This window comes from Streptomyces sp. NPDC026246 (assembly GCF_055567995.1).
In genome coordinates this window covers 194,262-206,738 of sequence record NZ_JBVHPJ010000014.1, presented here as the reverse complement: position 1 = coordinate 206,738, position 12,477 = coordinate 194,262, and the positions used below count along the sequence as shown (strand labels likewise).

The 12,477-nt window shown below is 70.4% G+C and carries 11 protein-coding genes; 2 read left to right on the top strand and 9 right to left on the bottom strand.

The window, feature by feature from the left end; translation table 11 throughout:
• Nucleotides 1-338: 338 nt before the first annotated feature.
• From ACZ4M5_RS29660 to thyX, 3 genes are all read right to left on the bottom strand, one after another.
• The gene (locus ACZ4M5_RS29660; protein WP_467741257.1) at nucleotides 339-2,024 is read right to left on the bottom strand and encodes a ribonuclease J; all 1,686 of its coding nucleotides are present in this window, start codon (nucleotides 2,022-2,024) and stop codon (nucleotides 339-341) included.
• A 154-nt stretch (nucleotides 2,025-2,178) separates the two neighbouring features.
• The gene (dapA, locus tag ACZ4M5_RS29655; protein WP_467741255.1) at nucleotides 2,179-3,078 is read right to left on the bottom strand and encodes a 4-hydroxy-tetrahydrodipicolinate synthase; all 900 of its coding nucleotides are present in this window, start codon (nucleotides 3,076-3,078) and stop codon (nucleotides 2,179-2,181) included.
• Nucleotides 3,079-3,288: 210 nt separating this feature from the next.
• Entirely contained in the window at nucleotides 3,289-4,029 is a 741-nt protein-coding gene (gene thyX / locus ACZ4M5_RS29650; RefSeq protein ID WP_467741253.1) for an FAD-dependent thymidylate synthase, read from the bottom strand.
• A 177-nt stretch (nucleotides 4,030-4,206) separates the two neighbouring features.
• Here thyX and ACZ4M5_RS29645 point away from each other — a divergent pair, with 177 nt between their 5' ends.
• Entirely contained in the window at nucleotides 4,207-4,446 is a 240-nt protein-coding gene (locus ACZ4M5_RS29645; RefSeq protein WP_369193406.1) for a hypothetical protein, read from the top strand.
• A gap of 111 nt (nucleotides 4,447-4,557) precedes the next feature.
• A complete protein-coding gene (locus ACZ4M5_RS29640; RefSeq protein WP_467741251.1) occupies nucleotides 4,558-5,112 on the top strand; it encodes a hypothetical protein in 555 nt (184 codons plus the stop codon).
• 70 nt (nucleotides 5,113-5,182) lie between these two features.
• On the opposite strand, the gene ACZ4M5_RS29635 is transcribed toward ACZ4M5_RS29640, so the two are convergent.
• From ACZ4M5_RS29635 to eccD, 6 genes are all read right to left on the bottom strand, one after another.
• Complete coding sequence (locus ACZ4M5_RS29635; protein WP_467741249.1) at nucleotides 5,183-5,638, bottom strand: tetratricopeptide repeat protein; 456 nt, start codon at nucleotides 5,636-5,638, stop codon at nucleotides 5,183-5,185.
• 13 nt (nucleotides 5,639-5,651) lie between these two features.
• Complete coding sequence (gene dapB / locus ACZ4M5_RS29630) at nucleotides 5,652-6,404, bottom strand: 4-hydroxy-tetrahydrodipicolinate reductase (RefSeq protein WP_467741247.1); 753 nt, start codon at nucleotides 6,402-6,404, stop codon at nucleotides 5,652-5,654.
• A gap of 29 nt (nucleotides 6,405-6,433) precedes the next feature.
• On the bottom strand, nucleotides 6,434-7,813 hold the full coding sequence (locus tag ACZ4M5_RS29625; protein ID WP_467741246.1) for a M16 family metallopeptidase: 1,380 nt from the start codon (nucleotides 7,811-7,813) through the stop codon (nucleotides 6,434-6,436).
• Entirely contained in the window at nucleotides 7,810-10,026 is a 2,217-nt protein-coding gene (locus ACZ4M5_RS29620; protein ID WP_467741244.1) for a polyribonucleotide nucleotidyltransferase, read from the bottom strand. The genes ACZ4M5_RS29625 and ACZ4M5_RS29620 overlap by 4 nt, the downstream gene beginning before the upstream one ends.
• A gap of 327 nt (nucleotides 10,027-10,353) precedes the next feature.
• Nucleotides 10,354-10,641, bottom strand: coding sequence for a 30S ribosomal protein S15 (gene rpsO, locus ACZ4M5_RS29615; protein ID WP_286065081.1), 288 nt, complete (start codon nucleotides 10,639-10,641; stop codon nucleotides 10,354-10,356).
• 289 nt (nucleotides 10,642-10,930) lie between these two features.
• The gene (gene eccD / locus ACZ4M5_RS29610; RefSeq protein WP_467741241.1) at nucleotides 10,931-12,400 is read right to left on the bottom strand and encodes a type VII secretion integral membrane protein EccD; all 1,470 of its coding nucleotides are present in this window, start codon (nucleotides 12,398-12,400) and stop codon (nucleotides 10,931-10,933) included.
• Between the last annotated feature and the right edge of the window lie 77 nt (nucleotides 12,401-12,477).

Below are 12,477 nucleotides of genomic sequence, written 5' to 3'. Positions count from 1 at the left end.
TGAGTTCTCAAGGAACGGTCGCTTCCTTTGTACTCACCCTCTCGGGCTTTCCTCCGGGCGCTTCCCTTCGGTCTTGCGTTTCCGACTCTATCAGACCTTTCCGATCCGATTTCCTCGGCGCTTTCCAGGTTCCCGCTCTCGCGGTTTCCTTTCCGGCGGATCCGACTTTATCAGAAGTTTCTGAGCCGGATTTCCCTTCCCGGTCGGAAGCGGCCGCTGAGCCTGAGCTGGCTCGGGTGCCCCGTCGGGAGGAGTTGTAAACGTACTGGAGCGGGGCGCCCCGATGCAAATCGAGGCGCCCCGCTCCCAGTTGACCCGGGTGCAGACCCGACGGGTCGTCAGACCTCCACCACGACGGGCAGGATCATCGGCCGGCGCCGGTAGTTGTCCGAGACCCACTTGCCCAGCGTGCGGCGCACGAGCTGCTGCAGCTGGTGCGGCTCGACCACGCCGTCCTGGGCGGAGCGCTCGAGGACCTCCGTGATCCGCGGGATCACGTCGCCGAAGGCGGAGTCCTCGATCCCCGAGCCGCGGGCGTGGACGTGCGGACCGCCGGTGATCTTCCCGGTCGACGAGTCGATGACCACGAAGACCGAGATGATGCCCTCGTCGCCGAGGATCTTGCGGTCCTTCAGAGCCGGCTCGCCCACGTCGCCCACCGAGAGGCCGTCGACGTAGACGTATCCGGCCTGGACCTTGCCGGAGATCTTGGCCTTGCCCTCGACCAGGTCGACGGCGACGCCGTCCTCGGCGATGACGATGCGGTCGTGCGGGACACCGGTCAGTGCGCCCAGCTCGGCGTTGGCCCGCAGGTGGCGCCATTCGCCGTGCACCGGCATCAGGTTCTTCGGCCGGCAGATGTTGTAGAAGTACAGCAGCTCGCCCGCGGAGGCGTGGCCGGAGACGTGCACCTTGGCGTTGCCCTTGTGGACGACGTTGGCTCCCCAGCGGGTCAGGCCGTTGATGACGCGGTAGACCGCGTTCTCGTTGCCGGGGATCAGGGACGAGGCCAGGATCACCGTGTCGCCGTTGACGATGCGGATCTGGTGGTCCCGGTTCGCCATGCGGGACAGGGCCGCCATCGGTTCGCCCTGGGAACCCGTGCAGACCAGGACGACCTCGCTGTCGGGCAGGTCGTCGAGCGTCTTGACGTCGACCACGAGGCCCGGCGGGACCTTCAGGTAGCCGAGGTCTCTCGCGATGCCCATGTTGCGGACCATGGAGCGGCCGACGAAGGCGACTCGGCGGCCGTACTCGTGCGCCGCGTCCAGGATCTGCTGGATGCGGTGGACGTGGCTGGCGAAGCTCGCGACGATGATCCGCTTGCGTGCGCCGGCGAAGACCTGGCGCAGGACGTTCGAGATGTCCCGCTCGGGCGGGACGAAGCCCGGGACCTCGGCGTTGGTCGAGTCGGAGAGGAGCAGGTCGATGCCCTCCTCGCTGAGCCGGGCGAACGCGTGCAGGTCCGTGAGGCGGCCGTCCAGCGGCAGCTGGTCCATCTTGAAGTCGCCGGTGTGGACGACCATGCCCGCCGGTGTGCGGATGGCGACGGCCAGCGCGTCGGGGATGGAGTGGTTGACGGCGACGAACTCGCAGTCGAACGGGCCGATGCGCTCGCGGTGCCCTTCCGTCACCTCCAGGGTGTACGGACGGATGCGGTGCTCCTGGAGCTTGGCCTCGATCAGGGCCAGGGTCAGCTTGGAGCCGATCAGCGGGATGTCCGGCTTCTCGCGCAGGAGGAAGGGGACGCCGCCGATGTGGTCCTCGTGACCGTGGGTGAGGACGATGCCCTCGATGTCGTCGAGGCGGTCCCTGATGGACGAGAAGTCCGGCAGGATCAGGTCGATCCCGGGCTGCTCCTCCTCGGGGAAGAGCACGCCGCAGTCGACGATCAGCAGGCGGCCGCCGTATTCGAAGACCGTCATGTTGCGGCCGATCTCGCCGAGACCGCCGAGCGGGGTGACACGCAGGCCGCCTTCGGCGAGCGGCGGGGGCGTGCGGAGTTCGGGGTGCGGATGACTCAAAAGACTCTCCTCACCACGCGCGCCACGTACCGGTGTGGCACGTGGCGCGCGTGACGTTCGTGCATGAGCAGTTGTCGTGTGGGGTGTGCGGGCACCGGTGGCCCGCGTATTCAGTTGTGAAGCAGGTGCGCGTGAGGCCGCGCGAAGTCTGGTGTCAGAGCTGTACCCCGCCGGCGGCAAGATCGATCTTGAGCTGCTCGATCTCCTCCGGCGCGCACTCGACCATGGGGGCGCGCAGCGGCCCGGCGGGGAGCCCCTGGAGGGCGAGCGCCGCCTTGGTGGTCATCACGCCCTGGGTGCGGAACATGCCGGTGTAGACGGGGAGCAGCTTCTGGTGGATCTCGGTGGCCTTCTGCACGTCGCCCGAGGTGTACGCGTCGACCAGGGCGCGCAGCTCGGGGGTGACCACGTGGCCGACGACCGAGACGAAGCCGACGGCGCCCACGGAGAGCAGGGGGAGGTTGAGCATGTCGTCGCCGGAGTACCAGGCGAGGCCGGAGCGGGCGATGGCCCAGCTCGCGCGGCCGAGGTCGCCCTTGGCGTCCTTGTTGGCGACGATGCGCGGGTGCTCGGCGAGCCGGACGAGGGTCTCCGTGTTGATGGGGACACCGCTGCGGCCGGGGATGTCGTAGAGCATGACCGGCAGGGCGGTCGCGTCGGCGACGGCCGTGAAGTGCCGGTAGAGGCCCTCCTGCGGGGGCTTGTTGTAGTACGGCGTCACGACGAGCAGGCCGTGGGCGCCGGTGCGCTCCGCCGTGCGAGCGAGCTCGATGCTGTGGTGGGTGTCGTTGGTGCCGACTCCGGCCACGACGTGGGCGCGGTCGCCCACGGCTTCCAGGACCGCCCGTACGAGGTCCGCTTTCTCCGCGTCGCTGGTGGTCGGGGACTCGCCGGTGGTGCCGTTGATGATCAGGCCGTCGTTGCCTGCGTCCACCAGGTGGGTGGCGAGTCGCTGAGCGCCGTCGAGGTCGAGTGCGCCGTCCGCCGTGAAGGGCGTGACCATGGCGGTGAGGACCCGCCCGAAGGGGGTCTGCGGAGTCGAGGTCGGAGCCATGGGTTACACGCTACTCGTTGCTCAGGACCGGGTCTGCCCGCGGGTCGGCCGACAAGTTCGGACAAAAGGGAGCCCGGCACTGCTTGCTCGGGGGTTCAAGCAGTGCCGGACCCGCTTGATCAGGCTAGGCGAACTTCGCGAAATGCCGCAATCGGGACACTTCGCACGGCTGAACCGTACATCTGTCCCTGATCGCCGAACCGGGACGCGTTACGGCGCCACACGTCCGTTGGCGTTGAAGGCGGCGTACGTGAGCGGCATGAGCCGGGCCCACTCGGCCTCCATCTTCTCGCCGACCATCTCGATCTCGCGCTGCGGGAAGGAGGGCACCTTCGCCAGCTCGTGCTGGGTGCGCAGGCCGAGGAAGTGCATCAGGGAGCGGGCGTTGCAGGTGGCGTACATCGAGGAGTACAGGCCGACGGGCAGGACCGCGCGGGCGACCTCGCGGGCGACGCCGGCGGCGAGCATCTCCTGGTACGCCTCGTACGCCTGCCGGTAGGAGTCCTCCATGACCCGGCCGACGAGCTCCTGCTGTGCCTGGGTGCCCTCGACGAAGACGTACTTGCCGGGGCGGCCCTCCTGGACGAGCTTGCGGGACGCGTCCGGGACGTAGAAGACGGGCTGGAGCTCGCGGTAGCGGCCGCTCTCCTCGTTGTAGGACCAGCCCACGCGGTGCCGCATGAACTCGCGGAAGACGAAGATCGGGGCGCTGATCAGGAAGGTCATCGAGTTGTGCTCGAAGGGGCTGCCGTGCCGGTCGCGCATCAGGTAGTTGATCAGGCCCTTGGAACGCTCCGGGTCCTTGCTCAGCTCGTCCAGGGACTGCTCGCCCTGGGTGGAGACACGGGCGGCGAACAGGACGTCCGCGTCGGACGCGGTGTGCTTGACCAGCTCGACGCTCACGTCGCTGCGGTAGCTGGGCTTGAGGTCGTCGGCGGGGGTGTCGGTCACGATCGGCAGGGCCTTCCCATCTCGTCATTCGGCGTCGCCACTCTACGGCTCGCCGGAAGGGGCGCGATCGGTGGCGTGCCGCAATGAAGTCGGTGAAACAGGGCACCTGCGGGGGAGCTCGTTCGTCTCTCTTGACGACAGCTGTCCATCGCACCCCTGAAGGGAGACGCACCCCCCATGTTCGGTCGGCGTGAACCCGTACCGTTTGCCTTCGTCGCCGAGGCCGACAGGTTCCGCAGCAATGTCACTCCCCCACCGCCCGAGCGGCCGTCGGCGGGTGAGCTGGCCGGGCGCTGGCTGCTCGGCCTGACGATCGTCGCGGGGCTCGTGGGGTCCCTGGTCATCGGGACCCCCGCACTGTCGCCCGGCCATCCGGCCGACCGGCCGCAGCAGTCGCAGGCGTCCGAGCGGCGCTGAACCGCCCCGCCGGGGCGTGCCTCCATCCGGCCCCCCGCCAGTGGTGACCGGGGACACAGATCGGTAGCCTCACCGGGCACAGCCCACGCATGGATCGAGTGAGGACCCGCCGTGCCCCTGCCCTTCCTGACGGCCGACCGCGTTTTCGAGGCGGCGGACGACGTTCCGCTCCCGCACGAGGACCGTGACCACTGGCGGAGGCCGTACCGGCCCGGACCCTGGCGGGTGGGCACGGCGGCGCTGGCGCTGCTGCTCGCCTCGTTCGTGCTGTTCGCGGCGGTCGTCATCGGGGCGACGGCCGTACTCACCGCGGCGCTCGTGGTGTTGGGTCTCGCCCTGCTGGTCATCGCCGCGGCCGTGCGGCTGCTGCGCATGGGCGTGTGGGTGAGCGCCCAAGGGCTGCGGCACGTCGCGTTCTTCACGACGCGTACGACGCCCTGGGCGCAGGTCTCCTCCGTCCGCACGGTGCAGCAGCCGGTGCGGTGGCTGGGGCTGCCGCGTACGGTGCAGGGCCAGGCTCTGCTGCTCGTGCGGCAGGGTTCCGGCGCGGACGCCGAGCCGCCGTTGATGAGCACCCACGACGCTGACTTCCTGGGCCGCGCGGAGGCCTTCGACCGGGCGGCGGACACCGTGGAGGCCTGGGCCGATGAGTACCGGCCGCACTGACACCCCCTTGGTCATGACGGCGGGGCCGGACCGCGTAAGGTCCGGCCCCGCCGTCATGTGTGGGGGTCGGTCAGGCCGTTTCCGGCTGCTTGCCGTCGTGCAGCGCGATCGCGCGCTGCATCGCCTTGCGGGCCCGCGGGGTGTCGCGGGCATCGTGGTAGGCGACGGCGAGACGGAACCAGGTGCGCCAGTCCTCCGGCGCGGCCTCCGTCTCCGCCTTGCGGCGCGCGAAGACCTCGTCGGCCGAGTCCCGGTCGATGCGCCCGCTGGGGGTCCGCTTCAGCTCGTCGACGGGCAGGCCGCCCTCGGCGTCGAGCTCGGCGGCGAGGGCGTTGGCCCGGCGGACGAACTGGGTGTTCTTCCACAGGAACCACAGCCCGATGCCCGGCAGGATCAGCACCGCCACACCGAAGGTGACGGTGAGGGGTGTGCCGGTCTCGATGAGCAGGACGCCGCGGCTGCCGACCAGGACGAAGTAGACGACCAGGACGGCGGCCGTGAGGGCGTAGGTGAGCTTCGCGCGCATGAGGGTCAGGGGCTCAGTTCAGGTCCAGGAAGTGTTCCAGGCCGAAGGTCAGGCCCGGGGTGGTCACCACGCGGCGGGCGCCGAGCAGGATGCCCGGCATGAAGCTGCTGTGGTGGAGCGAGTCGTGCCGGACGGTGAGGGTCTCGCCCTCGCCGCCCAGCAGGACCTCCTGGTGGGCGAGCAGGCCGCGCAGCCGCACGGCGTGCACCGGGACGCCGTCGACGTCGGCGCCCCGGGCACCGTCCAGGGCGGTGGCCGTGGCGTCGGGCGCCGGGGCGGTGCCGGCGGCGCGACGGGCCTCGGCGATGAGCTGCGCGGTGCGCGTGGCGGTGCCGGAGGGGGCGTCCACCTTGTTCGGGTGGTGCAGCTCGACGACCTCGACCGACTCGAAGTACGGCGCGGCGAGCTGCGCGAACTTCATGGTCAGCACGGCCCCGATGGAGAAGTTGGGCGCGATGAGCACGCCCGTCCCCGGGGACTTCTCCAGCAGGCCGTTCAGCTGCGCGAGGCGCTCGTCGTTCCAGCCCGTGGTGCCGACGACCGCGTGGATGCCGTGGCCGACGCAGAACTCGAGGTTGGCCATGACCGAGTCGGGGGTGGTCAGTTCCACCGCGACCTGGGCGCCGGTGTCGGTGAGCGCCTCCAGTGCGTCGCCCCGGCCGAGGGCGGCGACCAGTTCCATGTCCTCGGCGGCTTCGACGGCCCGGACGGCCTCCGAACCGATCCGGCCCTTGGCGCCGAGGACCGCCACGCGCAGCTTGCTCATCTGTTGTGCTTCTTTCACCAGGGGGGTGGTCAGGCGACGGCGTCGTGCAGGCGGGCCGCCTGTTTGTCCTTCAGCGGGCCGATGACCGACAGGGAGGGCCGCCGTCCCAGGATCTCGCGGGCGACCGCGCGGACGTCGTCCGGGGTGACCGACGCGATGTGCGACAGCATGTCGTCGACCGACATCTGCTCGCCCCAGCACAGCTCGCTCTTGCCGATGCGGTTCATCAGCGCACCGGTGTCCTCCAGGCCGAGGACCGTGGAGCCGCGCAGCTGGCCGACGGCGCGTGCGATCTCGTCGTCCGGGAGGCCGTGCTCGGCGACCTGGTCGAGCTCGTCGCGGCAGATCTTCAGCACGTCGTGCACCTGGGAGGGCCTGCAGCCCGCGTAGACGCCGAACAGGCCGCAGTCGGCGAAGCCCGAGGTGTACGAGTACACGCTGTAGGCCAGGCCGCGCTTCTCGCGGACCTCCTGGAACAGGCGGGAGGACATGCCGCCGCCGAGGGCGGTGTTCAGCACGCCGAGGGCCCAGCGCCGCTCGTCGGTGCGGGACAGGCCCGGCATGCCCAGCACGACGTGCGCCTGCTCGGTCTTGCGGCCGACCAGCTCGACCCGGCCCGCGGTGCGCAGCGCGCGACGGCCGCCGCGCGGGGCGACGGGCTCGGCGGCGAGGTCCCGGAAGGCCCCCGCCTTGTCGAAGGCGGCGCGTACCTGGCGGACGACCTTGGCGTGGTCGACGTTGCCGGCGCAGGCGACGACCAGGTGGGTCGGGTCGTAGTGCTTCTTGTAGAAGCGGCGGATGCGGTCGGCGGTGAGGGCGTTGACCGTGTCGACCGTGCCGAGGACCGGGCGGCCGAGGGCGTTGTCGCCGAACATCGTGTGCGCGAACAGGTCGTGCACGCAGTCGCCCGGGTCGTCCTCGGTCATGGCGATCTCTTCGAGGATGGCGCCGCGCTCGACGTCGACGTCCTCCTCGCGGATGAGCGAGCCGGTCAGCATGTCGCAGACGACGTCGATGGCGAGCGGCAGGTCGGTGTCGAGCACGCGCGCGTAGTAGCACGTGTACTCCTTCGCCGTGAACGCGTTCATCTCGCCGCCGACCGCGTCCAGCGCGGAGGAGATGTCCAGGGCGGACCTGCGGCCGGTGCCCTTGAAGAGCAGGTGCTCCAGGTAGTGCGTGGCGCCGTTCAGCGCCGGGGTCTCGTCACGGGAGCCGACGTGTGCCCAGATGCCGAAGGTCGCGGAGCGGACCGACGGCAGGGTCTCGGTGACGATGCGCAGGCCGCCGGGGAGGGTGGTCTTGCGGACCGTGCCGATGCCGTTCTCGCCCTTGATCAGGGTTTGGGTACGGGCGACGGCCCGCGCCTCCGAAGAGGTGCGGGCCGTCGCCTGGAAACCGCGGGACGTCACTTGTCGCCGTCGTCCTTCGTCTCGTCGCCTTCTTCGCCCTCGATGACCGGGATCAGGGAGAGCTTGCCACGGGAGTCGATCTCCGCGATCTCGACCTGGACCTTCGCGCCCACGCCGAGGACGTCCTCGACGTTCTCCACGCGCTTGCCGCCGGCGAGCTTGCGGATCTGCGAGATGTGCAGCAGACCGTCCTTGCCGGGGAGCAGCGACACGAACGCGCCGAAGGTGGTCGTCTTCACGACCGTGCCCAGGTAGCGCTCGCCGACCTCCGGCATGGTCGGGTTGGCGATGCCGTTGATCGTGGTGCGGGCAGCCTCGGCGGAGGGTCCGTCGACCGCGCCGATGTAGATCGTGCCGTCGTCCTCGATCGTGATGTCGGCGCCGGTGTCCTCCTGGATCTGGTTGATCATCTTGCCCTTGGGGCCGATGACCTCGCCGATCTTGTCCACGGGGATCTTGACGGTGATGATCCGCGGGGCGTTCGGGGACATCTCGTCCGGGGTGTCGATCGCTTCCATCATCACGTCGAGGATGTGGAGGCGGGCGTCACGGGCCTGCTTCAGGGCCGCGGCCAGGACGGAGGCCGGGATGCCGTCCAGCTTGGTGTCGAGCTGGAGGGCGGTCACGAAGTCCTTGGTGCCGGCGACCTTGAAGTCCATGTCGCCGAAGGCGTCCTCCGCACCGAGGATGTCGGTGAGGGTGACGTAGTGGGTCTCGCCCTCGATCTCCTGGGAGATCAGGCCCATGGCGATACCCGCGACGGGGGCCTTCAGCGGCACACCGGCGTTCAGCAGCGACATGGTGGAGGCGCAGACCGAGCCCATGGACGTCGAGCCGTTGGAGCTCAGCGCCTCGGAGACCTGGCGGATCGCGTAGGGGAACTCCTCGCGCGTCGGCAGGACCGGGACCAGGGCGCGCTCGGCGAGGGCGCCGTGGCCGATCTCGCGGCGCTTCGGGGAGCCGACGCGGCCGGTCTCGCCGGTGGAGTACGGCGGGAAGTTGTAGTTGTGCATGTAGCGCTTGCGCGTCACCGGCGACAGCGTGTCCAGCTGCTGCTCCATGCGGAGCATGTTCAGCGTGGTGACGCCCAGGATCTGCGTCTCGCCGCGCTCGAACACGGCGGAGCCGTGGACCCGCGGGATGGCCTCGACCTCGGCGGCCAGGGTGCGGATGTCGGTGACACCGCGGCCGTCGATGCGCTTCTTCTCCTTGATGACGCGCTCACGGACCAGGGTCTTGGTCAGCGAGCGGTACGCGGCGGAGATCTCCTTCTCGCGGCCCTCGAACTCCGGCAGGAGCTTCTCGGCGGCGAGCTGCTTGACGCGGTCGAGCTCGGCCTCGCGCTCCTGCTTGCCGGCGATGGTGAGCGCCTGGGCCAGCTCGGGGCGGACGGCGGCGGTGAGCGCCTCGAGGACGTCGTCCTGGTAGTCCAGGAAGATCGGGAACTCGCCGGTGGGCTTGGCGGCCTTGGCGGCGAGGTCCGACTGCGCCTTGCACAGGACCTTGATGAAGGGCTTCGCGGCGTCCAGACCGGCCGCGACGACCTCCTCGGTCGGCGCGTCGGCGCCGCCCTCGACCAGCTTGATGGTCTTCTCGGTGGCCTCGGCCTCGACCATCATGATCGCGACGTCGCCGTCCTCCAGGACGCGACCCGCGACGACCATGTCGAAGACGGCGTCCTCGAGCTCGGTGTGCGTCGGGAAGGCCACCCACTGGCCGCGGATCAGCGCGACGCGGACGCCGCCGATCGGGCCGGAGAAGGGCAGGCCGGCCAGCTGCGTGGACGCCGAGGCCGCGTTGATCGCGACGACGTCGTACAGGTGGTCGGGGTTGAGCGCCATGATCGTGGCGACGACCTGGATCTCGTTGCGCAGGCCCTTCTTGAAGGACGGGCGCAGCGGGCGGTCGATCAGACGGCAGGTGAGGATGGCGTCCTCGGAGGGACGGCCCTCACGGCGGAAGAAGCTGCCGGGGATCTTGCCGGCGGCGTACATCCGCTCCTCGACGTCCACCGTGAGGGGGAAGAAGTCGAGCTGGTCCTTGGGGTTCTTGGAGGCGGTGGTGGCCGACAGCACCATGGTGTCGTCGTCCAGGTAGGCCACGGCGGAGCCGGCGGCCTGCTTGGCCAGGCGGCCCGTCTCGAAGCGGATGGTGCGGGTGCCGAAAACGCCGTTGTCGATGACGGCCTCGGCGTAGTGGGTCTCGTTCTCCACTAGTGATTTCTCCTCGTCTTCGTCCCGGCTGCCCGTGTGGCAGGGGGACGGTTGCGGAGAAGCGCACGGTGCTGTGCGGGCCGGTCTTCGATCGAAGCACCCGGGGATCGCTTCTCCCGGGGGCCACTACCGAGGACCGGCGGCGGCTCGGTGCGCCTCTCCTCGTTCGTCTTACGTGATACGCCGTACCCATCTCGGTGAGGACGTATCACGCTGTGTCGCATCTTGCGTTGTGCTACCACACTACAAAGCAGGGGTGACACTCCGCACGTACGGCAAAGGGAGCGGTTCCCTTTTCCTGCCGGGAACCGCTCCCCTCACGGCGTCCTACTTGGCGCCCGCCGCACCGCGGCGGATGCCGAGGCGCTCGACCAGCGCACGGAAGCGCTGGATGTCCTTCTTCGCCAGGTACTGCAGGAGGCGGCGGCGCTGACCCACAAGGATCAGCAGGCCACGACGCGAGTGGTGGTCGTGCTTGTGGGTCTTGAGGTGCTCGGTCAGGTCCGAGATGCGGCGCGAGAGCATGGCGACCTGGACCTCGGGGGAGCCGGTGTCGCCCTCCTTCTGGCCGAACTCGGTGATGATCTGCTTCTTCGTAGCGGCGTCGAGCGGCACGCGTACTCCTCATTGGGTCTGTGATGGGCCACCGAGTGCCCCCGGTCTGCATCTCGGGGGAGCTTCCGTGACTCGGAAGGCGGGGATCCGCTGGGCGCGGCCTCCAGGGCGAGGGATCGCTCCGGGGGTGCGTACACAAACGGCCGTCGACCAGGTTAGCAGGCGGTGAGGGGAGGGTTCGCCGGGCGGCTGACCCGGACCGGCCGGGGCGTCTTCCGCCCTCCGGCGCGCGGCGCGTCGGCGGCCGACTCCCCCGGGCCCCTGCCGCCGCCCGGCACATCGTCTCAGGTCAGCCGGTCATGGACCGGACGTCGGTGAGGACGCCCAGGACGGCGAGGCACAGCGGGACCAGGGAGAGCAGCACGGCCCCCTCCGCCAGATCCAGGAACCGGCCCCAGAACGGGGACAGGCCCTTGCGCGGGACGACGAGCCCGACGGCGGTGACGAGTGCGGCGCCCGCCGCGACGGCCGCGGTCAGCCAGACCGTGCGGGCGTCGAGTGCCCCGCGGTCGTCGTGGAGCACGAACTCGGCCAGGGCCGCAGCCGGAGGGTTCAGGGCGAGGCCGAGCATCAGCAGGGCGATCGCCGCGATGCCCGCCACCAGCACGCACACCACCTGGGAGGTGTAGCGGAACAGCCGTGCCCTGATCAGCATGGCCAGCCCGGCCGCCAGGGCCAGCAGCTGGCCCCAGACGTCGTCCGAGAAACCCAGGACCGCCGCGGAGGCGATGACGACGGCCGCCGTGCCGGCCACGAGTCCCAGCAGCATCTCGTGCCCACGCCTGGCCTGCGCCGCGATCCGCTCGGCGTCCAGCGGCTCCTCGTCGGGGCCCTGCCCGGGGTCCGGGTCGAAGTCGTCCTGCGCGGCCGAGCGGGGTGAGGCGTAACCGATGGGCAGGCGCGCGAACCGTGCCGACATGCCGGGCAGGAAGGCCACCAGGCCGATCGCGGCGGGCGCGCACACGGCGGCGGCCGCCGTCGCCGAGGCGCCGGCGACGATGGCGACGAACGTGACCAGCGACCCCACCGCCGCGAGGAAGGTGGCCGCCACGAAGGGCGCGTCCGAGGCCGGGGACAGTGCGGCCAGCACCACCGACGCCACCAGCACGGTCACGCAGCCCAGCATGAACTGGAGCTTGCCGGGTCCGTGACCGGCCTGCGGGCCGATGATGCCGGTGCCGGCGATCATCAGCAGCGGCAGCGCCGAGAGTCCCAGGGCCGCCGCCGAGGCCCGGTCCGCGTAGACGCGGGTGCGGACGCCGGCGAACGCGGTGAGGAGCAGGCCGATGCCGCCGGCGAGGATGCCGGGCAGTCCGCTCATGTCGTGGCGCACCGGGTCGGCGTACCAGAGGACGAACCCGGTCAGCAGCACCAGCAGTGCGCCGCCGGCCAGCCCCGCGGCGCGCAGCAGGTCGTCGCTCCACAGGTGGCGGTCGCGGACCACGGCCGAGGCGACGGCGTCCGAGACGTCGTCGTAGACGGCCGGCGGCAGCGACTCGGCGAAGGGGCGCAGGCTCAGCACCTCGCCGTCCAGGACGCGCTCGTCGGCCAGGGTGCGCGCTCCGTCAAGCACCCGGCCGTCGCGGCGGACCAGGTGATAGCCCGTCGGGGTGCCGGCGGGCTGGGTCTGGCCGGTCAGACGCAGGATCTCCGGGTAGACCTCGGCCACGGCCAGGTCCACCGGCAGCGCCACGTCGATGCGACTGTCGGGCGCGACGACGGTGACTCGGCAGAACCCTGTTGCCGTGGTCGAACTCACCTTCACTGACCCCCTGCTTCGCGGATGCGTACGCTGCGGTGCGCCACCCTACCGACAAGCGCCGTCGGTCGTGCCGA